Annotated in this window: 19 protein-coding genes; 6 read left to right on the top strand and 13 right to left on the bottom strand. The window is 69.7% G+C overall.

Features of this window, described 5'->3' with window-relative positions:
- Window positions 1–179: 179 nt before the first annotated feature.
- Window positions 180–392, top strand: a complete 213-nt coding sequence (locus BKE38_RS19350) for a hypothetical protein (RefSeq protein WP_076958897.1) — start codon at window positions 180–182, stop codon at window positions 390–392.
- The gene (locus tag BKE38_RS19345) at window positions 389–1804 is read left to right on the top strand and encodes an amidase (protein WP_076958896.1); all 1416 of its coding nucleotides are present in this window, start codon (window positions 389–391) and stop codon (window positions 1802–1804) included. Before BKE38_RS19350 ends, BKE38_RS19345 begins: the two co-directional genes overlap by 4 nt.
- Before the next feature lie 39 nt (window positions 1805–1843).
- Here the strand turns inward: BKE38_RS19345 and BKE38_RS19340 are convergent, their stop codons facing one another.
- From BKE38_RS19340 to BKE38_RS19320, 5 genes are all read right to left on the bottom strand, one after another.
- Complete coding sequence (locus BKE38_RS19340) at window positions 1844–3280, bottom strand: Asp-tRNA(Asn)/Glu-tRNA(Gln) amidotransferase GatCAB subunit A (protein ID WP_076958895.1); 1437 nt, start codon at window positions 3278–3280, stop codon at window positions 1844–1846.
- Window positions 3280–3483, bottom strand: coding sequence for a hypothetical protein (locus tag BKE38_RS19335; protein WP_076958894.1), 204 nt, complete (start codon window positions 3481–3483; stop codon window positions 3280–3282). The genes BKE38_RS19340 and BKE38_RS19335 overlap by 1 nt, the downstream gene beginning before the upstream one ends.
- 99 nt (window positions 3484–3582) lie before the next feature.
- Window positions 3583–5223, bottom strand: a complete 1641-nt coding sequence (locus BKE38_RS19330) for a hydantoinase B/oxoprolinase family protein (protein ID WP_242662483.1) — start codon at window positions 5221–5223, stop codon at window positions 3583–3585.
- Window positions 5220–7307: a hydantoinase/oxoprolinase family protein gene (locus tag BKE38_RS19325; protein ID WP_076958893.1), complete on the bottom strand. Its 2088-nt coding sequence runs from the start codon at window positions 7305–7307 to the stop codon at window positions 5220–5222. The genes BKE38_RS19330 and BKE38_RS19325 overlap by 4 nt, the downstream gene beginning before the upstream one ends.
- A gap of 144 nt (window positions 7308–7451) precedes the next feature.
- Window positions 7452–8414: an MYG1 family protein gene (locus BKE38_RS19320; RefSeq protein WP_076958892.1), complete on the bottom strand. Its 963-nt coding sequence runs from the start codon at window positions 8412–8414 to the stop codon at window positions 7452–7454.
- A gap of 80 nt (window positions 8415–8494) precedes the next feature.
- Here BKE38_RS19320 and BKE38_RS19315 point away from each other — a divergent pair, with 80 nt between their 5' ends.
- The gene (locus BKE38_RS19315) at window positions 8495–9190 is read left to right on the top strand and encodes a winged helix-turn-helix domain-containing protein (RefSeq protein ID WP_076958891.1); all 696 of its coding nucleotides are present in this window, start codon (window positions 8495–8497) and stop codon (window positions 9188–9190) included.
- A 5-nt stretch (window positions 9191–9195) separates the two neighbouring features.
- Complete coding sequence (locus tag BKE38_RS19310; RefSeq protein WP_076958890.1) at window positions 9196–10527, top strand: sensor histidine kinase; 1332 nt, start codon at window positions 9196–9198, stop codon at window positions 10525–10527.
- Window positions 10528–10530: 3 nt separating this feature from the next.
- Here the strand turns inward: BKE38_RS19310 and BKE38_RS19305 are convergent, their stop codons facing one another.
- The 8 genes from BKE38_RS19305 to BKE38_RS19255 form a co-directional block, all read right to left on the bottom strand.
- Complete coding sequence (locus tag BKE38_RS19305) at window positions 10531–10803, bottom strand: hypothetical protein (protein ID WP_131829657.1); 273 nt, start codon at window positions 10801–10803, stop codon at window positions 10531–10533.
- Window positions 10804–11406: 603 nt separating this feature from the next.
- On the bottom strand, window positions 11407–11616 hold the full coding sequence (locus tag BKE38_RS31580; protein WP_131829656.1) for a hypothetical protein: 210 nt from the start codon (window positions 11614–11616) through the stop codon (window positions 11407–11409).
- A gap of 179 nt (window positions 11617–11795) precedes the next feature.
- A complete protein-coding gene (locus BKE38_RS19300; protein ID WP_076958888.1) occupies window positions 11796–12152 on the bottom strand; it encodes a hypothetical protein in 357 nt (118 codons plus the stop codon).
- A gap of 176 nt (window positions 12153–12328) precedes the next feature.
- Complete coding sequence (locus BKE38_RS31575; protein ID WP_131829655.1) at window positions 12329–12727, bottom strand: hypothetical protein; 399 nt, start codon at window positions 12725–12727, stop codon at window positions 12329–12331.
- A 948-nt stretch (window positions 12728–13675) separates the two neighbouring features.
- Window positions 13676–16651 carry a PAS domain S-box protein gene (locus BKE38_RS30485; protein WP_083747682.1) on the bottom strand — a complete coding sequence of 992 codons (2976 nt, stop codon included), beginning with the start codon at window positions 16649–16651 and terminating at the stop codon, window positions 13676–13678.
- Window positions 16652–16657: 6 nt separating this feature from the next.
- A complete protein-coding gene (locus BKE38_RS33825) occupies window positions 16658–17236 on the bottom strand; it encodes a thermonuclease family protein (protein WP_083747681.1) in 579 nt (192 codons plus the stop codon).
- A gap of 206 nt (window positions 17237–17442) precedes the next feature.
- Window positions 17443–17667, bottom strand: coding sequence for a hypothetical protein (locus tag BKE38_RS19260; RefSeq protein ID WP_076958885.1), 225 nt, complete (start codon window positions 17665–17667; stop codon window positions 17443–17445).
- A gap of 377 nt (window positions 17668–18044) precedes the next feature.
- Complete coding sequence (locus BKE38_RS19255; protein WP_076958884.1) at window positions 18045–19940, bottom strand: APC family permease; 1896 nt, start codon at window positions 19938–19940, stop codon at window positions 18045–18047.
- Window positions 19941–20259: 319 nt separating this feature from the next.
- Between BKE38_RS19255 and BKE38_RS19250 the strand changes: the two genes are divergently transcribed.
- Window positions 20260–20529, top strand: coding sequence for a hypothetical protein (locus BKE38_RS19250; protein ID WP_076958883.1), 270 nt, complete (start codon window positions 20260–20262; stop codon window positions 20527–20529).
- Window positions 20530–21445: 916 nt separating this feature from the next.
- Complete coding sequence (locus BKE38_RS19240; RefSeq protein WP_076958881.1) at window positions 21446–21664, top strand: hypothetical protein; 219 nt, start codon at window positions 21446–21448, stop codon at window positions 21662–21664.
- Window positions 21665–22183 lie beyond the last annotated feature (519 nt).

Genomic DNA, 22183 nt, shown 5'->3' with positions numbered 1-22183 from the left:
TTCCGAAGGCATTTTCCGGCGTCCGGCGCCACGCCGGCTTGCTGCGCCCGCGAAGATGCTGATGCGGCTGGCTTCCACCAGGCGAGAACTGATGCGGATTTAGGCGCGACAAGCGCCGCCGGCCGCCATAGGATTTCGACATCGCATCCAATCCCGGATGAATAGCGGAGGAGCTGCCGATGGACCCCACCGACGCGGAGCGCGATCCCGAGCTCGACCTTGTGCTGAAGCGTGCCGGCATCACCCTGCCGGAAGGGCGCTATGGCGGCGTCCTGGCCTGCTACCGCGACCTGCAGTCGCTGCTGCCGCTGCTGCGCAACGGCCGCACCGCCGCGGCCGAGCCGGCCGGCACCTATGACCTCGACACCATCACCCGGGAGATGACGCCGTGACCGCGCTCACCGATCTCTCCATGGCGGAGATGGGCCGCCGGCTGCGCACCGGCAGCACCACCTCCGTCGCGCTGACGGAAGCGGCGCTGGCCCGCATCGCTGCCCTCGACGGCGCGCTGCACAGCTTTGTCCTGGTCACCGGCGAACGCGCCTTGGCCGATGCGGCGAAGGCGGATGCCGATTTCGCCGCCGGCCGCGACGCCGGCGCGATGCAGGGCATCCCCTATGCGCTGAAGGACATCTACGACACCGCCGGCATCCGCACGACCTGCCATTCCAAGCTGCGCATCGACGACATCCCCGCCAAGGACTGCGTCGTCGCCGTGAAGCTGAAGGCCGGCGGCGGCGTGCTGCTGGGCAAACTGGCGACGCATGAATTCGCCCTCGGCGGCCCCAGCTTCGACCTGCCCTTCCCGCCGGCGCGCAATCCCTGGAACACCGAGCATATCACCGGCGGCTCCTCCTCCGGCTCGGGCGCGGCCGTGGCGGCCGGGCTGGTGCGCATGGCCATGGGGTCGGATACCGGCGGCTCGATCCGCGGCCCGGCCGCCTATTGCGGCACCGTCGGGCTGAAGCCGACCTATGGCCTGGTCAGCCGCCGCGGCGTCTTCCCGCTGTCCTACACCCTCGACCATTGCGGCCCGCTATCGGCGAATGTCGAGGACACGGCGATCACCATGCAGGCCATCGCCGGCTTCGACTCTGTCGATCCTGCCAGCCGCAACCATCCGATTCCCGATTTCCGCAGCGGGCTCGAGGATGGCGTCGCCGGCCTGCGCATCGGCCTGCCGCGCAACCTCTGGCGCGATGCCGAGGGGCTGACCCCCGAGACCACCGCCGCCCTCGACCGCCTGGCCGAGGCGCTGGCCGCCGAGGGCGCCATCGTCGAGGAAGTGACGCTGCCCGACTACGCGCTGTTCAACGCCTGCGGCCGCGTCATCCTGGTCGCCGAGGCCTATGCCATCCACGAGGCCAATCTGCGCGCCCGCCCGCAGGACTATGGCGAGCTGCTGTTCATGCGCATGGTGATCGGCGCCTCGATCAGCTCGGCCGACTATATCCAGGCGCAGCGGCTGCGGCGCGAGCTCTCCGTCGCCGTCAACCGCGGCGCCCTGGCCCAGCACGATCTTCTGCTGACCGCCTGCGCCCTCGGCCCCGCACCGGCCTTCTCAGAATATCCGAAGGACCGGCCGGGCCCGATGCATATCCAGACCATGCCCTTCAACGTCACCGGCAATCCGGCGCTGTCGATGCCGGCCGGCTTCAGCAGCAGCGGGTTGCCGCTGTCGGCGCAGCTGGTCGGCCGTCCTTTCGAGGATGCGCTGGTGCTGCGCGCCGGCCGCGCGGTGGAGAAGATCACCGCCGGCTGGGGCGCCGCGCGCCGTCCCGCGGTGATGGCCGAAGCGGCCTGACGCGACGCGGCGGGGGGCGACACCCCCCGCCGCAATCCATCACAGCGCCGGCACGCGAAGATGCCAGTCGCTGTCACGCTGGAAGGCGTCGGCCGCCTGCATCACCCGCGCTTCCGCGAACGGCCGCCCGATGATCTGCAGCCCCACCGGCAGGCCAAGGCTGTCGAAGCCGCAGGGCACACTGATCGCGGGCAACCCGAGATAATTGATCAGCCGCGTGTTGTTCGACACCGCCATGAACTTCGCCGCCGTCCCCGGCGGGCCGTGGTCGATGTCGGTTTCCGCCCGCGTCGGCAGCTCCGTCGCGATCGTCGGCGTCACCAGCAGGTCGAACTCGGAGAACACCGCGCGACAGAACTCCTGCAGCAGCGGCCCGCGCCGGCTCAGCGCCTCGATGTAATGCGTCGCCGGGATCGCATAGCCGGGGAACAGCCGCGCCGACAGATGCACCGCGTAGTCCTGCGGATATTCGCGCATCCATTCGCCATGGATCGCCGCCGCCTCGCAGCGGCTGACCACGGAGGAACAAGCGGACAGCTCCGGGATCAGCGGCAGCTTGATCCGCGTCACGCTGGCGCCGCGCCCCCTCAGCACATCCAGCGCCGTCTCCATCGCCGCCAGCACGCTCGGCGCCACGCCATCGAGGAAGAAGGTCTCTGGCACGCCGATGCGCATGCCACGCAGATCGCCGTCCAGCGCCGCCTCGTAGTCGGGCACGGCCTCCTTGGCGCTGGTCGGATCCTTCGGGTCGTGCCCCGCCATCACCGTCATCACCCGCGCGCAATCCCGCGCGCTGCGCGCCAGCGGCCCGACATTATCGCAGGAGAAGGACAGCGGCATCACGCCGAACCGGCTGACGCGCGTCTGCGTCGGCTTCAGCCCCGTCACGCCACAGGCCGAGGCCGGCAGTCGGATCGACCCGCCCGTATCCGACCCCAGCGCCATGAAGGCGAAGCGCGCGGCCACCGCCGCTCCCGACCCCGACGAGGATCCGCCCGTGATATGCGCTTCATTCCACGGGTTCAGGCAGTCGCCGTAATGCCGGTTGTGCCCGGTCGGGTTCTGCGCGAACTCCGCCATGTTCAGCCCGCCGAAGGTCACCGCGCCGGCACCCTCCAGCCGCTCCAGCACCGTCGCCGTGATCGTCGGGCGGAAGTCGCGGCGGATGGCGGACCCGCAGGAGCTCCGCTGCCCCGCCTTGTAGTACATGTCCTTATGCGCCATCGGCACGCCATGCAGCGGCCCCAGCGCGGCACCCGCGCGGCGTGCCGCATCGGCCGCCTCCGCCGCTTCCAGCGCGCCCGCCTCGTCCAGCCAGATCACCGAATTGACCTTCGGCTCCAGCCGCCGCGTCCGCGCGATGCAGGCCTCCGTCAGCGCCACCGCGCTGATGCTGCCATCCGCCACCGCCGCCGCCGCATCGACCAGCGACAGCCCGGCCAGCGTGTCGACATCCTCGACCAGGGTCGCGCCCATCACGGCGTCTCCTTGCAGGCCTGCAGCGCCGCCTCGAAACCCGCCGGCTCATCCTCGAACCGCAAGCCGCCGCGCACGGCCTCGAACGCCGCCACGATCGACTGAAGATCCGCCGCCAGCTCCAGCGCCGCCTCGTTCGGCGGCTGCACGCCCGACCAGCGGCCGGCCGTCGCGACGACCAGCTCCTTCATCTCCTGCGCCATCACAAAAGACTCCACCTGATTCCGGAAAAGCCCAGTCAGGATGACGCAGAAAAGAAAGGTCGGGGGAAGGAATTCCCCCGAACCCCCATCTTTTTTCTGTCAGTCAGCCAGCAGGCCGTTCGCCGCATCCGCCGAACGCTTCGCGGCATCGCGCGCGGCAGGATCGCCCAGGCCGGCGCCGCCAGGCGTCAGCACCACCAGGCGCTCGCCGGGCGGGATCACCTGCAACCCCTTGCCACGCAGCACGGTGCCGTCGCCCAACCCGACATAGCCGGGCGCGCCGTCGCCGCCGCCCATCTGGCCGCGCGGCGGATACTGGATGCGATCGAAGGCCGCCAGCAGCTCGAACGGCGCATCGTCGGTGTTGACGATCTCCATGATCTGGCCAAGCCCGCCACGGCTTTCGCCGTCGCCGCCGCTGCCCGGGCGGAACTCCTTGCGCCAGAACATCAGCGGCGACTGGATCTCGGCGATCTCCACCGGCGTGCCATGCACCCCGGACGGGAAGGCCGTCGCCGACATCCCATCCTGCCCGGGACGTCCGCCGGTGCCGCCATTGGTGGTGATGGCCAGCGCATAGCCATGGTTCGGCCCGACCTTCTCCGCCCACTCCCCGCGCACGGTGATGTTCCAGATGCAGGCGGTGCCCTCGGCCGGCACCCGTTCCGGAATCGCCTGGCGCAGACAGCCGAAAACCATGTCCGGCAGCATCTGCCCCAGCACATGCCGCGACGACACCGGCGCCGGCTTCTGCGCGTTCAGCACGGAACCAACGGGCGCCGACACCGTCAGCGGCGCCAACGACCCGGCATTGTTCGGGATGTCGGCCGCCACCAGGCAGCCCAGCCCGAACACGGTATAGGCGGTGGTATAGGCCAGCGGCACGTTGATGCCGCGGCGCACCGCGCCCGAGGTGCCCGTGTAGTCGACATGGATGCCCGTATCGGACACCGTCAGCGTCGCCTGCATGGTCAGCGGATGGTCATAGCCATCCGTCGTCATGCTGTAGGACCAGCTCCCCTTCGGCAGCTTGCCGATCTCCGCCAGCACCGCCTCGCGTGACCGCGCGATGATATGCTCGGCCAGCGGCTCCAGCGTGTCGATGCCGAACTCGTCCATCATCGCCGAGAGCGCCCGCACGCCGACATCGTTGCAGGCGGCCAGGGAATAGGTGTCGCCCTCGGTATCCACCGGCAGCCGCGTGTTGGCGCGGATCATCGCCATCAGCGTCTCGTTGACCACGCCGCGGTCGATGAGCTTCAGCATGGGGATGTACAGCCCCTCCATGAAGACGTCGCTGGCTTCAGGGCCGTTGCCCAGCCCGCCGATATCCATGAGATGGCTGGTACAGCAAAACAGCCCCACCAGCTTGCCCTTGTGGAAGGCCGGCGTGGTGATGACGAAGTCGTTCAGGTGCCCCGTGCCCATCCAGGGGTCGTTGGTGATATAGGCGTCACCCTCCTGCATCCCTTCCACCGGGAAATGCCGGAGGAAGTGCTTCACGGATTCGGCCATCGAGTTGATATGGCCGGGCGTTCCCGTCACCGCCTGCGCCAGCATCCGCCCCTGCAGGTCGAAGACACCTGCAGAAATGTCCTCGCATTCGCGGACGATCGGGCTGAAGGCGGTGCGGATCAGCACCTGCGCCTGCTCGCCCACCACGGCGATCAGGCGGTTCCACATGATCTGCAGGTCGATGATGCTGGGCTGCATGGGCTTGCTCTCCACGATCGGGCTCATGCCGCCTTCTGCTCCATGACGATGCAGCCGCTGCCGTCGATATGCGCATCGAAGCTGGCCGAGACGAAGGTCGTCGTCTCCATCTCGGTGATGATCGCAGGTCCCGGCACCCGCGCGCCCGGCAGCATGGCGTCGCGCAGATAGATCGGCACCTCGACATGCGCCTCTCGCTTGCCGTCGAACAGTTTTCTCACGCCCGACGGCGCCGGCGCCGCGGCGGGCGCGACCGCCGCCGCCGCTTCCGGCTTCGCCGCATGGGTCGAGACCAGCACCGACCAGTTCAGCACCTCGATCGCCGCCGCCGGGATGGCACGGGCGAATTGCCGGGCATATTCGGCCTCGAAATAGCGGCGCAACTCGGCGACATCCTCGGCGGTCAGGGCGCGGTTGGGCAACTCCACCGTGATCTCATGCCCCTGGCCGACATAGCGCATGAAGGCGATGCGCCGCTCGAACAGCGCTGCCCCGCGCGCGCCGGGCTCGACCAGGGCGCGGGCCGCCGCCGTCATCTCGGCGAACAGGGAGGAAATGGCCGCACCGTCGAAGCTGGCATCCAGCCGCGCCGGGCGTGAGCGGACGATCTCATAGGCCACCGGCGCCGCCAGGAACCCCACTGCCGAGCCGACCCCCGCATTGGGCGGCACCACGACGCGGGTGACGCCGACCTTCTCGGCGACGCGCGCGGCATGCAGGGGGGCCGCGCCGCCGAAGGCGATCATGGTGTGCTGCGCGATCACTGCCCCCCGCTCGGCGGCATGGACGCGGGCGGCGCTGGCCATGTTCTCGCAGACCATCTCATAGACCGCATAGGCCGCCATCTCCGGCGACAGGCCCAGTTTCTGGCCCACCGCCTCGTCCAGCGCGGCCAGCGACCGCGCCGGCTCCAGCGTCATGCTGCCGCCGGCGAAGCCTTCCGGCTCGATCAGCCCCAGCGCCACGTCGGCATCCGTCACCGCCGGCCGCGTGCCGCCGCGCCCATAGCAGGCCGGGCCCGGGACGGAGGAAGCGCTTTCCGGCCCCACCGTCACCCGCTGCATCGCATCGACCTGCGCGATCGAGCCGCCGCCGGCGCCGATCTCCACCATCTCGATGACCGGGATGCGCAGCGGCAGGCCGGAGCCCTTCAGGAAGCGCGCCGTGCGGTCCACCTCGAAGAAGCGGGACGTCGCCGGCTCGCCCTTCTCGATCAGGCAGACCTTGGCGGTGGTGCCGCCCATGTCGAAGGACAGGACCCGCTGCTCGTTGGCGCGCAGCGCGACCTGGGCGGCGAAGATGGCGCCGCCCGCCGGGCCGGATTCCACCAGCCGCACCGGGAAGCGCTGCGCCGTCTCCAGCGCGGTCAGCCCGCCGCCGGAGGTCACCAGATAGGTGGCGCCGCGATACTGGCGCCCCTCGAGGGCGGCGGCCATGCGGCCCAGATAGCCCTCCATCAGCGGCTGCACATAGGCATTGGCCACGGCGGTGGAGGTCCGCTCGTATTCGCGCACTTCCGGGCAGACCTCGGAGGCCAGCGTCACCGACACGCCGGGCAGCGCGGCGCGGATCAGGGCGCCGGCCCGCTGCTCATGCGCCGGATTGGCATAGGCATGCAGGAAGGCGATGGCGACGCTCTGCACCCCTTCCGCCGCCAGCTGTGCCGTCAGCGCCGACAGGGCCGCCTCGTCCAGGGCCAGCTGCACCCGGCCGCGCGCATCTATCCGTTCCGGCACGGTGAAACGCAACGACCGCGGCACCAGCGGCCGCGGCTTCTCCAGCGTCAGGTCATACTGGTCGTAGCGGCTCTCGGTGCCGATCTCGAGGATGTCGCGGAAGCCCGCGGTCGCGATCAGCGCCGTCTTCGCGCCGCGCCGCTCGATGATGGCATTGGTCGCCAGCGTCGTGCCATGGACGAAGACATCGATGTCGGAGAACTGCAGCCCGGCATCGCCCAGCACCAGGGAAATCCCCTCCAGCACGCCGTCCTCCGGAGCCGACGGCGTGGTCAGCACCTTGCGGGTACGGCGCTGCCCCCCGGCATCCAGCACCACATCGGTGAAGGTGCCGCCGATATCGGCGGCCAGGCGAATGGTGGGGGTATCCGGCAAGGCTGCTCTCCTCAGGCCCTCAAGCCCCCGGTTACAAGCAAGCCACATGCCATTTTCCTGGCGGACCGCCATGCCCCCTGGGGACGAACGGCATGACCGCAGCACGACCGTTGGGGGAGCGCAAGGGCTCCCCCGGGATCGGTCTCAGCCCTTCGGCGCCATGGCGGCGGCGAAGCCCAGCGCCAGCGCCTTCTGCGCCATGGCCAGCGCCCCCTCGCGCGACCGCGCCGCGCCGACGAAGCGGCGCAGATGCACGAAGACGGCATCCGGCACGCCCGAGGCCTCGGCCAGGGCGGCGTCCTGCAGCCCGGCCCAGCCTTCCGGCAGCGGCAGGCGCTGGTCGAAGCTTTTCGGCTCCGGCGGCATGGTGTCGACCATCCAATTGCCGTTCTGCACCGGATAGATGCAGTAGATCACCGGCAGCGCATGGTCGAAGACGGCGCCCTTCCAGGGCATGCGGCGATCCAGCACCAGGACGCGCGCATCGGCGCCTCGGCCATGCAGCGCCAGCACCTCGGCCGAGGCGACGTGGCGGCCGCGCACCGCATCCACCCGCCGCGCCAGCACGGCATCGGCCAGCGCCGCGGCCTCCTGGAAGGCGGCGTCCTCGGCCGCCGGATCGTCGCCGCCGGGGGCGTCCCAGGCCAGGTTGCAGTCGCCGATCAGCGAGGCGAGGTCGAGCACGCCGCGGCTGGTCGCCGTGCCGTTGTCGATCTCGTCGATGCGGAAGACCACGCTGCGATCCAGCTCCTGGGCGATGGCGGGGGCGAAGCCGCGCGCAGCCTCCGGCAGGATGGCGCGCACCGCGGCCTCACCGTACTTCTGCCAGACCAGCCCGGCGGCGCTGAAGGGCGTGCCGTCGGCGCGGGTGGGGGCGCCGCGCTGGTGGTGGTCGAAGCGGTCGCGCGCCGCGTCGAATTCCAGGCCGACATCGAAGACGATGTCGCCCTCGGCGATGCGCTTCATGTCGCGCGTGCGCAGCAGGCGGTGGTCGGTGCCCACGGGCCCCAGGCCGAGCGCGCGCTTCAGCACCGCATAGGCGAAGGCCTCGTCGCAATGGAAGCCGCCGCTATGGGTGACCAGCAGGGGGAGGGGCTTGTCTGTCATGGCCGGCCTTCTAGCCCACCCTGGACAGCGCCGCCACGCTGCAGGAGGCTGACGGCGACTTTCCCCCGGGAGCCCCCGCCATGCGCATCCTGCTGATCGAGGATGACCCCGCCACCGCCGACTACCTGGCCAAGGGCCTGGCCGAGGAAGGCCATGTCGTCGACCGCGCCGCCACCGGAAAGGACGGGCTGTTCCTGGCGTTGAACGAGCCCTTCGACATCATCGTCACCGACCGCATGCTGCCCGGCCCCGACGGCGTCGCCATCACCCGGGCGCTGCGCGCCTCCGGCATCGCGACGCCGGTGCTGATGCTGACGGCGCTGGCCGAGGTCGACCGCCGCGTCGAGGGGCTGGAGGCCGGCGCCGACGACTACCTGGCCAAGCCTTTCGCCTTCGCCGAGCTCCGCGCGCGCATCCGCGCCCTGGCCCGCCGCCCCGCCCCGGCCGCCGCCGAGGCCACCGAGCTGGCGGTGGGCGACCTGCGCGCCGACCTGCTGCGCCGGGCCGTGACCCGCGGCACCCGGCCGATCGAGCTGCTGCCGACCGAGTTCCGCCTGCTCGAATACATGATGCGCCACCCCGGCGAGGTGCTGACGCGGACCATGCTGCTGGAGAAGGTCTGGGATTTTTCCTTCGCCCCCACCACCAACATCATCGACGTCCATGTCAGCCGGCTGCGCCGCAAGCTGGAGGCGGGCGGCGAACCCTCGATGATCCGCACCGTGCGCGGCGCCGGCTATGTGCTGGCTCCGGCCCTCGGCGCCGGCCACGGCTGAACCCGATGCCCGGGCGGATGAACTGGCCGCGCAGCTTCGCCCCGCGCCTGGCGCTCGCCATGGCCGCCGTGGTGCTGGTCGCCAGCGTCTGCGGCGCCGGCTGGGGCTGGTTCCGGGCGCAATCCGCGCTGCGCCAGCAGCTGGACCTGGTCCTGGCCGCCGAGGCCGAGGGGCTGATCCGCGACTACGAAACTTACGGCCTGGCGGGCCTCGCCGAGGCCACCCGCCTCTATTCCCGCCGCCAGGGCCCGATTTTCCTGTCCCTGAGCGCCCCGGACGGGCGGCTCATCGCCGGGGGCGTCCCGGTGGCGCCGGTGACCTTGCGCGGCTTCGCCACCCTGCCGCGGGCGGGCGAGGGCTCGCAGATCCGCGCCCTCGGCGCCCTGCTGCCCGGCGGCGTCAACCTGCTGGTCGCGACCGAGCTGGCCCCGGTCGACCGTGCCGCCGCCGCCCTGGCCTGGACCCCGCCGATCGCCGGGGGCGCCGCCGCGCTGCTGGCGCTGGCCCTGGGCTTCTGGCTGGCCCGCCGGCTGGAGCGCCGCCTGGACGATGTCAGCCTGGCGGCCCGGGCGGTGATGGCGGGCGACCTGACCCAGCGCCTGCCGCAATCCGGCCGCGGCGACGAATTCGACCGGCTGGCGGCGACGGTCAACGCCATGCTGGCCCGCATCGAGACCCTGGTCGCCGAGCTGCGCCAGGTGACCGACGACATCGCCCATGACCTGCGCTCGCCGCTGTCCCGCCTGCGCCAGCGGCTGGAGCTCGCCGCCGCCGCCGCCCGCGACCCCGCCGCCGACAGCGCCACGCTGGACGCCGCCATCGACGAGCTGGACGGCATCCTGGCCACCTTCGCCGCGCTGCTGCGCATCGCCCGGGCCGAGGCGGGGGCCGGCCGCGACGCCTTTGCCGAGCTGGACCTCTCGGCGCTGGTCGAAGGGGTGGTCGAAGCCTATGCGCCGGTGGTGGAAGACGCCGGCCGGACACTGGCCGCCGAGGTCGCCCCCGGGGTGCGGCTGACCGGCAGCGCGCCGCTGCTGCGCCAGGCGCTGGCCAATCTGCTGGACAATGCCCTGGCGCATGGGGCGGGGACGATCCGCGTGACCCTGGCCCCCGATGGCTCGCTGTCCGTGGCCGACGAGGGCCCCGGCATCCCCGAGGCCGAGCGGGACAACGTGCAGAAGAGATTCTACCGGCTGGACCGCAGCCGCGGCACGCCGGGCACCGGGCTGGGGCTGGCTTTGGTCGCCGCCATCGCCCGTCTGCATGGCGGCGCGCTGTCGCTGGCCCCCGGCCCCGGCGGACGCGGCCTGACGGTCAGGCTGCGCGCGCGGGGCTGACGGTCACGCCGCGTCGTCGCAGTGGAGCGCCGCCTCCTGCCGCTTGGAGGCGGGCCCATCCTCCCGCAGCAGCCCGTCCTTGGCCAGGACCCCGGACCCGTCGCCTTCGGCGTCGGTGGCCTTCGGCGTCTTCTCGTGGCCGACGAAAGAGCCGATGATCGCGCCGCTGCCGGCGAAGGCGACGCCGGCCAGGAAGAGCGGCCCCGCGGGCAACGCCGGGCCGCTGATCACCTGCATGCCGCCCTGGGCCTTGGCCAGGTCGCTGCCGCTCCGCACCTCCGCCGTGCTTCGGCTGCCCGGCCGCATCCGCGGCGCGGACCGCTATCAGGAACGTCGGCCTCGGCGCGCATCACCCCGGGCATCGGTGCATCGCGCCCGTGTCGGCGCCATTCGAGCAGCAGGCTGGGGCTCATCGGGTGCCGGTTCGCGGCGGCCGCATCACAATGACCCGGTCCGGACTGCCATCTTCCTCGGGTTCAACGTCACGCACAGTGTCCCAGGAGACGGTCGGGCGGACCAGGTCGCCCCCATGATCACTGTGCCTCCGAGGACCGACCGGAGCTGACCCCCTCCGCAGAGGGTGATCCGTCGGACGGAAAGCCGGGCTGCTGCCCAGCAGATGCGACCGCGGCCACCCAGGCGCTGGCTGGGCTGCCGCAGGGCCGAGAGCCGGGCTCGACCATCGCATCACTCGCAGAGATCGTCAGCACCGCCCTGCGGATCCAGGTGGTCCGCACGGATGATGAGGAGCGGCCTGAACGATTGCTTCGGTTGTTACAAAGACATGCTGGGGACCGGTCCCGGGAAGCCCTGCGTGAACCGGCCTGATGCGGCGCCGACCTGGCTGGCGCAGTTGAGCCCGATGAGAAGGGTCCACCCTCACATCCTGAGGCCTGCCGCATGACGGACCAACGTCATGGCGGCCTTGTAGGCGGCTTCTGGGCTGCGGCAGCGAGGCGAGGTTGCCACCACGCTGCGGTTGTCTTTGGTGATCGTCAGCACCGCTTTGGCGCACCACTGGTCATCATCAACCAGGACAGCGGGAAACACGCGCACCGTGTGATCGCGGCGGACATAGAGCCTTGGCATTGCGAAAGCATAGCATCGGCTTCCGTGACGGATACGATCTCCTCTTCAGAACCGCCGCCAACGGTAGCACGACACCGTGAAGGCCATGACTACGGAATGTCCGGGCGAAGGCCGCCGGTCCGACAAGGGTCCATGACCGGGCAGAGCCAAGCGCCGCCGGATGCTAGCAGGGGCGGCGCTCAGCGCTCCAGAAGCTCAGCAACGGCTTTCTGGAAGCGCGGATAGCGCAGGGGATGCAGCAGCTGCCTGCGTCCCTGGCACAGTGGATCACTGCTCCGCAGCTCGACATCATTGACCATCATCGAGGCCACCTCCTGCTGAGCAAGCCACGCGGGCAGCAGCGTGACGCGTTCCTTGCAAAGCTCGGCATTGAAAATCACCAGGTCGACGTCGTCGCGCAGCAGGATACCGAGAGCCGCGTCTTCGCTGGATACCGGGCCGAGCACGGCAGCACCCGCTTGCTGCAAGGAGAGCGTCATCTCCAGAGCCACGAAGTAGTCCGTCTCTGCCAGCAGGACTCGACAGCCGGTCAGCATAGGCAGGGGCCCCTCGATGACGATGAATCCGGCCCACGCCGCGGGGCGGAGACCGAGACGCACGACGCAGGCTGCAACGCGGAGACAGCGTCGCGACCGCCCATGTTCGGGTGGCGGAGAAATGGCCGGTCGTCAGTAAGACGGACAGGGCTCATCGTGCTCCCGAATCCTCAGGCTCAGTGGGCGATCTCGGCGGGCATTCCAGCCACCACCCGATACACCGTTGCGATGAAGGTGAGATGGGAGAACGGCCAGGCCAGCTGCTCACCAGCAATCCTTGTCCTCGGCGGGTTCACAGGGCTCCAGTCGATGACCAGGGCCGGCAGGTGCTGCTCTGCGAGAATAGCGCCGAGCTCCTCGGCGCCTGGGCCTCGCTCCAGATCAGCCGCAAAAATAACGGCAGAGAGCCGCTCGGTGCGGAGGATCATGAGGGCAGCATCCACACTCCGGACCGGTCCTGCGACGACTGCGCCGGCCTTCTGAAGAGAGGACAGAAGATTGTCGGAGCGGATATCGTCTTCTTCCACAAGAAGAATCCGGCTCGTTGGCAACTGCACCATTGGATTGCTGGGCATCAATGCTGGCTCTCAAGGACGGAAGGGTAAACAGGCATGCAGGCGAGTCTTCCGAGCCAGTACGGCAATAATCAGACCAAATTGTGAATGGCTGGTTCGAAATTGTTAAGCTAACATATGCTTAAGGTCCTATGCTGCGCCGCAGCGAGTATTGGGATCGCCGCTGCAGGCCGGATTACTTGTCGCAAATGCGACGCGATTGCGAAGGCGTTCTGTGAGGACCGCCCTGCGGCAGCCGCAAGGATTTTCCTTCCAAAAGCACGGCCTGCGGGAATTTTCGTGGAGAGCTGCGCGGCCGGATCGCCTTGGCGCCGCCGCCGCGGCCCATTGCCTCCTCTGCGTTCAGCAAGGCGCTCCGCGTGATCCGCGGGTCTCCCAGCCAGGCGGCCGGGCAGCTGAACCTTGCCGAAAGCATGGTCCGCAAGATGGCCCGTGGGCATGTCAAAGTGCCAGGCGACATCGCCGCCTAGCGCCGCGCCTGAGCCTCCGCAATCGCCGGCGTGCATTCCCGGCATCCGCCGACGCGGCGCCACGGTTGCCCGGGTGATGACCTGGCGCCCCGCCCCGAAGACGGGGCGGTGATGCTGCCACCCGCCGGCGGCTGCATCGGCGACTGGTGGTGGCCGGCACGGCGCGCGCACCCGCCGGATCGCCACCCTGCTGGCGGTGCCCGACCCGCCGGCGACGCTGGGCGCTGGGCGGCCGGCTGCGGTGCCGCTTTGGCCGCCCGCAGCCCGAGGGCTTGCTGCCGCGCAAGCATGACAAGGCGCCGGCCGGAGACACTATCCGAATGCGCTGCCCGGCCGGCGTGAAGCCTGCCGAGCGCATGCCCTGCCGCCTGGGGCGGGGCGCCTAGGGCGGAGCCGGAAGGCGCTGGAAGCGCCAGCCGCTGCGGGCGCCTGCGCCCCATGTCGGAGCTTGGGAGATCGGCTTCGTGGCGTGGGAGGGCTACAACTTCCCGACCGCGTCCACGATGTCTCGGAAAGGGAGCGGCTTCTGCAGCCGGGCAACCTCGGAGAAGTCCGCCGGAACGACAGCCTGGTCGTACCCGGTCAGGAAGATGAATGGCACGCCGCGGTCCTGCAGCGCATGAGCGATCTCGAACCGCGGCCCTCCGCCACCCAGATTCAGATCGAGAACGGCATGTGTTGGTGTGTTGGACGCCAGCAAACCGAGGGCCGCGTCCTGGCTCGGGCAGGGTCCCAGCACAGCAGCACCAGCCGCCCGCAGGGCTGCGGCCGTGTCGCTGGCAAGGTAGTAGTCGTCCTCGACGACGAGGACGGTTCGGCCGGTGAGATCGGACGCTGCCGACATGTCCAGCGTTCCTCCAAACACGGTCGTTGGCATGGGCGCATCCGTCTCCAGAATGCTTTCGCCGTCTTTCAACGGGAATTCCAGGTGACATCGGGCGCCGCCGGGCCCGATGGTGATCTGACCGATCCCGCCAAGCTCGTAAGGGATCTTGCCCTCGATCAGATGGCTGCCGAACCCGCGCCGTTCCACGGGAGCGCGCGGCGGTGCCCCCTCCTCCGTCCAGTCGATTGTCAGCCAGGTGTGTCCGCATCTCTCGATCGGCGCCCACGCCACGCGCAGACGCCCCTCCGGAACCGACAACGCGCCGTATTTGAGGGCATTGGTCGCCAGCTCATGGAGCGCCAAGGCCAGCACTTCCACCGCTTTTGGCGAGAGCCTGATATCTGGCCCGACCAGCTCGAACTGTCCCCCATGCTGCGCCTGGGCGCTGACCTCACGCTCGATGATTTCGCGCAGCAGGCCGCCGGCATTGGCCTCCCGGGTCAGCAAAGCCTGCACGCGTGCGAGCGCCAGCAGGCGGCCCTGCAACGATGACCGATAGTCGTCGATGTCCCTCGCCCCGTCGGCCGACCTGCGCGCAATCGTGCGGATCAGTGCCATGATGTTCCGCACCCGGTGCTGCAATTCTGCCAGCAGCACCGCCTGATGCTCCACGGCCAGCTTGGCCTCCGTCACGTCCTCGGCAATGCCGCCGACCCGCTCCACTTGTCCGTCGGCGCCTTTCAGAGGGAAAGTGGTGTCCCTGATCCAGCGGAAAGCGCTGTCCGAGGGGCGCCGGATCCGGAATTCCTGCGCCGCAGACTGGCCCTGCCGCGCCTCTTCCAGGTGCCTCAGCGCCGCATCGCGATCCTCGGGCACGATCATCGCTGCCCAAGGTCCTACATCTCCACGGATTGCATCCAGGTCGATGCCGTAGATCGTGGCCGTCGCCGGGCTGACGAACTCCATCGTCAGCGTGGCAGCATTCCGGATCCAGATGCCTGCTGCAGACGCCTTCGCAAACTGGCGGAACCGCTCCTCGCTCCCGCGGAGGGCCGCCTCGGCGCGCTTGCGCTCCGTGATGTTCGTGAAGAGCACTGCGACCCGATGTCGATCGCGATCGAGCGTGAAGATATTGAGGTCGAACACGCGGTCCAGCGTCGGCTCGATCTCCTCGATGCGGATTGCCTCACCCGTGTCCAGAGCCTGCCCGTAGAGCTGCGTCCAGCGTGGATTGGGGGCGCCCAGCAATTCTGTCGCGGTCTTGCCGACCGGCCAGGGCATGCTGGTATGGGCCATGAATGCCGGATTGACCTCGACGAAGCGGAAATCGATCCAGGCGCCAGCCTCGTTCTGCAGGACGTCAACGACTGCATAGGCTTCGTCCATCGACTCAAACAGGGCACGGTAGCGTCCCTCGCTCTCGCGCAGCGCGTCGTCAGCGGCCTTGCGATCGGTGACGTCGCGCCAGAACACAGCCATGCCTCCGTCCGGCGTCGGATAGGCGCGCACGTCGACCCACATGTGTCGCCCATCCGGCCAGGCGTAGAGATGCTCGGCCGTTCCCGGCACGCGTTCGCGCGCCACTCGCCGGTAGAGGGCGCCTAGCGGGGAGTGCTCCGTCTGCGGGAAGGCATCCCAATGCGACCGGCCGACCAGCTCCGCGCGCGTGCGGCCATCGAGCCGAAGCGTCTCCTTGTTGACATCCCGGATCGTGAACTCGGCATCGAAGCTGGCGAAGCCTTCGGCCATCGCGTCAAGCACGCCGCGCAGCCGTTGCTCGTTCTCGCGCAGTGCCGCCTCGGCAGTTTTCTGCGCATCGATATCGATATTGATCCCCGCCCATTTCTCGATATTCCCCATCCTGTCGAGCACGGGTGCGGCACGGACATTGGTCCAGCGCCAGCTGCCATCAGGGGCACGGAGACGGAACTCCGCATTGACCAGGGCGCGGGCATCGATCGCCTCTCGCCATTGTCGCTCAGCATAGGGGCGATCGTCGGGATGGATGGCGTTGAGCCAGCCATCGCCGAGCCACTCCTCCAGCGTCTGGCCGGTATAGGCGCGCCAACTGGGGCTGTCGGCGACAACCACGCCATCGGCATCGCTCTCCCAAACCGCCTGCGCCCAGCTCTCTATCAGCAGCCGATGCCGCGCCTCGCTTTCACGCAAGGCGGAGTCTCGATCTGCCTCGGCCTGCTTTCGCCCGGTGATATCCCAGGTGAAGCCGATGACCCGGAACTCCCCGCTGATCGGATCGGAGGCCGGAGAGGCCCGCTCCTCCACCCAGCGGGTCTCACCGGTTTCGGGGCTGATGAAGCGGACTTCGGTATGCCAGCCGGTCCGATCCCGCCGTGCCGCTTCCACCATCGCCACGTGTCGCTCGCGGTCGTCCGGATGCAACAGAGGGTAGCCATCCCGCGCCAGGTGCCAGCCGCTCTCGTCCGTGAGGACCGCAAGCTCGGGAAGAGATCCAGCGCGCCGGATCCGATCCGTGATGGGATCCCATTCCCAGTGCTCCATGCGACCGGCTTCCAGCGCACGGCGCAGGCGCTCCTCAGCGGCCAGCGCCATGGCTTCCGCCCGCTCAAGGCGACGCTTCAGATCGTCAATGTCGTTCACTTCGGCCATGGCTCATCAACGCATGGACAGAGCCTTGCAGCCAGCCTCTGCGACTGGAAACGAAACGAAAATTGCCCCATCGTCGGGATCGATGCACAGCAGCCGCATGGTGGCGGCGCCCGGCGCCGTGCCCGGCGCCATTCCCAGGGCGGCACGCGCCCGGCGGCCGTCAGCCCCCGGAGCCCGGCACCGGTCTGGCGCGCGGCCGCCTCCAGCCGCGCCACGGCGGGCCATGTCTGCGTCGATGGTGCTGCGCCCTTCGAAGACCGTGCCAACCGTTCGCCCGGAGCGCTCGACATCCTGGATCCCGATCCGCGCATCCCGCCGGAAGGCCGGGGATGCGAGCTCCTGCCGGGCCCGGGTGCCAGAGGGCTGCCGGCTCTCCGGCGCGTCGATCCCGGCGAGGGGGATCCTCACCGGGCGCCACTCGGCGGTCCGCCGCGTCAGCCTGTCGCCATCCGCGATGGCGACGACGCGGCCTGCGGCCCGGCGAGGATCAGCAGCAGCGCAGCGGGAGGGCGCGGCGGAGCAGCATGCCTCCGCCCTAGCAAGGCGCCGCCGGCGCGGCGGTGCCGAAGTCGCACAAGGGGCCATATGGCGGGCGCGGCGGCCCCCGGCGACGCATCATTGGGACGTCATCGTGCAGAGACCGCCGGCAAGATCTCCGCCGCAGCGGCTCGGCCGATGACGTCCTGCGGGTCCGGCAAAGTGCTGCGCGTGGTCCGCTGCATCAAGCCCGAGGCCACCCTTGGCCGATCAGGCAAGAACCAGCGCCCGCCGCTGGTCAAAGCTGACCCAGCTCAGCCGCCATAAGGCTTCAAGCCAGAGCTGAGAAGATTCGCGAGCTGGGCGGCGTGCTGCGTTGCGGACTGGCCCATGGCCCCGTAGTTCCGGAAGGCATCCAGGTTGACCTGGAACGTGACCACGCCAGCGGTGACGTCATCCATCTCGGAATCGCTGAGCTCGGACGTGACTTCCGGCTGGGGCATCTCGGCCTTTTCGGCCTTGGGGTGATCCTGGGTCATGTGAGCAGCCTACAGCCTGAGGGCCGTGCGGCCCAAGAGCGAAGATCTATCAGCACAATCAGGCGGCACGACAAGGATGCATCACGGGACATGAGCCAGTCCCCCCAAGGCCACCGGTGCCGCATCGGGACCAGGCGATTGAGCCGGCGGGCAGACCGTTCTCCGCTGCGGCCGCAGTCCCGGCTGCCTTCCTGGGCGGCTGCAGCCCAGCCTCCAGGCCCAGATCCTCCGCCGTCTGCTCGATCAGCGTCCGCCAGGAGGGCAGGCCGAGGCTCATCGACAGGCCGGCGCGCCGGAGAGGATGGCGCGGCGCCCGGCCCGCAGGCCCAGCGTGGAATCCAGCGGCGCGGCTCCTTGCCCCGGCGCCGCGGCGCGCCTCAGTCCCCGGCCCAGGGAATGATGATGATCACGATCTCCGGGTCGGCATGGGCCAGCAGCCGGCGGCGCAGCCGCCGCGCGCGATGGGTGTGCAGCAGATGCTGGTACCAGCGCCGCTTGACCAGCTCCGGGATCAGGATGGCGACGCGCCGGCCCGGCATCTTCGGCCGCAGCTCGCCGATCAGCTTCAGCAGCGGCTCCTCCGCCCGGCGATAGGTGGCCGGCAGCACCACCAGCCGCGGCGGGGTCAGGCCCGCCCGGGCGGCAGGGTCCTCGACGTCGTGGCGCCAGCTCTCGCGCAGCGCCGCGGCCCTGTCCGGGTCTTCGCCGCCTTCCAGCGCGGTGAGATGCACCGCCACCACGTCGGGCGACAGGTCCAGCGCGAAGCGCAGCGCCTCGTCGGCCATGCGGCTGCGCCCGGCCATGGCGATGATCACCACCGGCGGGCTGCGCTGCGCCAGGCGCAGCGGCCCCGCGGCGCGTTCCTGCGCCGCCACCCGGTCGTAGTAGCGGCGCACCAGCAGCAGCCCGGCGATGGTCGCCGGCACCGCCAGCAGGGTGATCCAGGCGCCCTCGCTGAACTTGGCGACCAGGATGACGCAGAAGGCGATGCCGGTGGCCAGCGCGCCCGCGGCATTGACCAGCAGCGGCAGCCGGTGCCGGCGCGTCGCGGCCGTCGCATCCAGCCGCCGCCAATGCACCACCATGCCGGCCTGGCTGATGGTGAAGGTCAGGAAGGCGCCGATGGCGAAAAGCGGGATCAGATGCTCGGTGATGCCGCCGAACAGGATCAGCAGCAGCGCCGCGGTGGCCGCCAGGTAGAGGATGCCGGCCGAGAAGACCAGGCGCCGCCCGGCGACCGCGAAGGCGCGCGGCAGGTAGCCATCCTGCGCCACGCTGCGGCACAGCCGCGGGAAGGCGGTGAAGCTGGTGTCGGCGGACAGCGCCAGCACGCACAGCAGGCTGCCGATCGCCGTGTAGTAGAGCCAGCCATGGCCCAGGACGGCGGCGGCGAGCTGCGACAGCACGCTCCGGTAGCCGGGCTGCGTCTGGTCCATGGCGCCGATGCCATAGGCCGTCGCCAGCGTCGCGATGCCGATCAGCAGCAGGCCGAGCGCGCCGCAGATCGCCAGCAGGGTGCGCCGCCCGTGCCTCACCGCCGGGTCGCGGAAGGCGCCCATGCCGTTGCTAACCGCCTCCACCCCCGTCATGGCGGTGCAGCCGCTGGCGAAGGCATGCAGCACCAGCCACCAGCCCAGCGGCTCGCTGGCCGGGCGGGGCGGCGGCGGCGCGACCACCGGGGCAACCTCGCCGGTGGCCAGCAGGCGGTACAGGCCGAGGCCGAGCAGCAGCGCGAAGCTGGCGAGGAAAAGGTAGGTGGGCAGCGCGAAGGCGCGCCCCGCATCCAGCGTGCCGCGCAGGTTGATCAGGGTCAGCAAAGCGAGGATGCCGAGGCAGAGCGGCAGGGTCTGCGGCTGCAGCGACGGCACCGCCGAGGTCAGCGCGCCGACGCCGGCCGAGATGCCGACGGCGACGTTCAGCACGTAGTCGATCATCAGCGCCGCCGCGGCCAGCAGGCTGGCCCCGGCGCCGAAAGTCTCGCGCGCCACGGTGAAGGCGCCGCCGTTGGTCGGATAGGCCGCGATGGTCTGGCGATAGGAGAAATAGAGGATCGCCAGCAGCGCGACGATGGCGGCGATGATCGGGCCGAGCGCCGCGAGCCCCGCCGTGCCGGCCGCGGCGAGGATCGTCAGCGCCGCCTCCGGCCCGTAGGAGGATGAGCCGAGCCCGTCGAGCCCCATCGCGGGCACGCCCTCGAAGGCACCGATCCGGCGCTCCTCGCCTTCGCGGTTGGCGAGCCGGCGGCCGAGCAGCGCTTTGGCGAGACTTCTCATCAAGGGGTCGCCTGTAGGATGCGGGATAGAACGCCATCCTGCCTGCCAGGTTCCGCGCGCCGGCAGCGCATTGCGCGTGTTACGGCTGGCCCCGCACGTTGCCGTGAGTTTATCTCATGTCATTGCAGACCGTTTCACGGAACATTCTTCTCCTCCCACGCAGTCACGAAGTGGAAGCGGGACACATGATTCCTGGATTGCTGTCTGCGAGAAGGCTCGTCTCGTGGAACCAGATCCCCTTGTTGCGAACTTCACCACCAGTTGCCCGAGTGGCGCGGGCGCAGAGGTTCATGGCCCCGTCGATACTGACATCGGAGCCATGACGGTTCTCGAGCGGCAGCGCATCGGCCTGGTGTTCTGCAGCAGCCGCTGGCGCCTGCAGCCCGAGGCCGCGCGGCTGGAAGAGCAGCTCGCCGCCCTGCAGGTGCCGCTGCTGCAATGCGACTGGCACTGGGATCAGGCCTGGGCCGACGGCGCCTGGCCCCGCCTGCAGATGCGCTGGCCGAGCTCGGCAAAGGCGCTGGTCGTCGCGCTGCGCGCCTTGGTCATGGGCGTCGCCCATGGGGCGCCGCGGCACTGCGCCGGATGAGACGGTCTGCAGTCTGACAGTCGAGGCGGCGTGCCGCGTCGGACCGATCGCGCAGGCGCCCGCCGCTGCCTTGCCGGCGGCCGGCACGGCCGCCGGCGTGCCCCGATATCGATTCCCTGCCGACAGCGTCGAGGCCGCATCGGAAAGATCGCCGACATCAACAAGGATTGCGCGTGATCGGAGAGGCGGCCGGCAGGCCCGGCGACATCGTTGTTCAAGGAGGATCGCTGTGCCGTACGACCGGGATCTGCCATCATGGCCGCGCCGGCGGCTTCTCTGCTTCCCGCATCTGCGCTGGGACGTCATGCACCAGCAACCGCAGCGCCCGAGATGACGGCGCTGGAGGCGCCGCTCTTCGCGCAGGCCGATCTGGTCTTCACCGGCGGGCAGAGCCTGTTCGAGACGAAGCGGTCGCGCCACCCGTGGGTGCATGCCTTCCCCGGCAGCATCGACGAGCCGCATCTCGCCCGCGCCCGCGAGCCCGGCCCGGGCGATTCCGCGGACCAGGTCAGCATCCCGCATCCGCAGTTCCTGCCGATCCCGATCGAACGCCGCACCATCAACCGGCTCTACGGGCTGCGGCCCGCCCCAGCCGAGGAGACCGAGGCCTTCCCGGCGGCGCTGGCGGAGCGGTGGCCGAGATCCGCACCGCGGAAAACGCGGTGGTCAGCCGCGCCGGCCGCGCGTTCTACGAGAGGTTCTTCCGCGGCGACACCCGCAAGCCAATGGGCTTCGATCCCTCGGAGCTCGACACGTCGGTCACCGCCCGGGTGCCGAGCCGGGTCGACAAGGATACCTGCGCTGGCGCGACCAGCTGCACGAGACCGGGCATGACCGGCGGTCCGAGGATCTCGATCGCGACCCGGCCGAGCATCACGGCGGCAATGGCCGGCACCGCTATGCCGATGTCGAGGCGGTGCGCAGGCCGCTGCCGCCCGGGGCGCTGGGCCCGGCCACCCGGCTGCGCGAGATCTGGCAGCGCTACCGCATCCCCGTCGCGGTGACCGAGGTGCATCACGGCGCCAGCCGCGACGAGCAGCTGCGCTGGCTGATAGGATTCTGGCATTCGCTGCGCGAGCTGGCCGCCGAGGGGTGGCGCGGCGCGGTTCCACCGTCGGGACGTTGTTCGGGCTGACGGACTGGTGCTCGCTGCTGCTGCGCCAGGACGGCCATTTCCAAGCCTGCGGCACGCCCTCGCAACTCAGCAATCGGCGTTGATCGAGCACCCCAGGACGCTTCTGCTGGCGGCGTACGGGAGTCCTGATGCTGGATCCTGAAGTCATCTCCCCTTTCAAGGCGACATCAAACGGCGCCTTCTTGATTGATAATTCTTGATAACGAATACCGAAGAAATAAGTGTATCCATTGTAGAATGGCGATTACTACGTTATACGCTCTTACAATTAAAATTTCATTTTTATTTTTCACAGAAATCTCGAGGTAACCGCAGCAAATTCTTGCCTTGTTTCAGCCCATGCCGCCCCTGACAGCGACGCCTTGCCGCTCCGGGAAACGGGAAGCCGGCCTTCCCCTTTCTCTGAAAACTCTTTCACACTCCCGTCGAACCCCCTCCACCGCCGCCGTCGCAGTCTTCCCATCGATCCAGGGGGCCACCGCCCCCACTTCCAAGGATGGGACCGACCGCCATGACCAC

The organism is Teichococcus deserti (assembly GCF_001982615.1).
Lineage (GTDB): Bacteria > Pseudomonadota > Alphaproteobacteria > Acetobacterales > Acetobacteraceae > Pseudoroseomonas > Pseudoroseomonas deserti.
The sequence above is the reverse complement of the archived record's forward strand: the minus strand, read 5'-3'. Positions and strand labels throughout refer to the sequence as shown.

What these genes read in the sequence shown, in the direction of transcription:
- BKE38_RS19350 (WP_076958897.1), top strand. Translation starts at nt 180, where the DNA reads ATGGACCCCACCGACGCGGAGCGCGATCCCGAGCTCGACCTTGTGCTG.
- BKE38_RS19340 (WP_076958895.1), bottom strand. Translation starts at nt 3,280, where the DNA reads ATGGGCGCGACCCTGGTCGAGGATGTCGACACGCTGGCCGGGCTGTCG.
- BKE38_RS19335 (WP_076958894.1), bottom strand. Translation starts at nt 3,483, where the DNA reads ATGGCGCAGGAGATGAAGGAGCTGGTCGTCGCGACGGCCGGCCGCTGG.
- BKE38_RS19330 (WP_242662483.1), bottom strand. Translation starts at nt 5,223, where the DNA reads ATGAGCCCGATCGTGGAGAGCAAGCCCATGCAGCCCAGCATCATCGAC.
- BKE38_RS19320 (WP_076958892.1), bottom strand. Translation starts at nt 8,414, where the DNA reads ATGACAGACAAGCCCCTCCCCCTGCTGGTCACCCATAGCGGCGGCTTC.
- BKE38_RS19315 (WP_076958891.1), top strand. Translation starts at nt 8,495, where the DNA reads ATGCGCATCCTGCTGATCGAGGATGACCCCGCCACCGCCGACTACCTG.
- BKE38_RS19310 (WP_076958890.1), top strand. Translation starts at nt 9,196, where the DNA reads ATGCCCGGGCGGATGAACTGGCCGCGCAGCTTCGCCCCGCGCCTGGCG.
- BKE38_RS31580 (WP_131829656.1), bottom strand. Translation starts at nt 11,616, where the DNA reads ATGCCAAGGCTCTATGTCCGCCGCGATCACACGGTGCGCGTGTTTCCC.
- BKE38_RS19300 (WP_076958888.1), bottom strand. Translation starts at nt 12,152, where the DNA reads ATGCTGACCGGCTGTCGAGTCCTGCTGGCAGAGACGGACTACTTCGTG.
- BKE38_RS31575 (WP_131829655.1), bottom strand. Translation starts at nt 12,727, where the DNA reads ATGCCCAGCAATCCAATGGTGCAGTTGCCAACGAGCCGGATTCTTCTT.
- BKE38_RS30485 (WP_083747682.1), bottom strand. Translation starts at nt 16,651, where the DNA reads ATGGCCGAAGTGAACGACATTGACGATCTGAAGCGTCGCCTTGAGCGG.
- BKE38_RS33825 (WP_083747681.1), bottom strand. Translation starts at nt 17,236, where the DNA reads ATGGCCCCTTGTGCGACTTCGGCACCGCCGCGCCGGCGGCGCCTTGCT.
- BKE38_RS19260 (WP_076958885.1), bottom strand. Translation starts at nt 17,667, where the DNA reads ATGACCCAGGATCACCCCAAGGCCGAAAAGGCCGAGATGCCCCAGCCG.
- BKE38_RS19255 (WP_076958884.1), bottom strand. Translation starts at nt 19,940, where the DNA reads ATGAGAAGTCTCGCCAAAGCGCTGCTCGGCCGCCGGCTCGCCAACCGC.
- BKE38_RS19250 (WP_076958883.1), top strand. Translation starts at nt 20,260, where the DNA reads ATGACGGTTCTCGAGCGGCAGCGCATCGGCCTGGTGTTCTGCAGCAGC.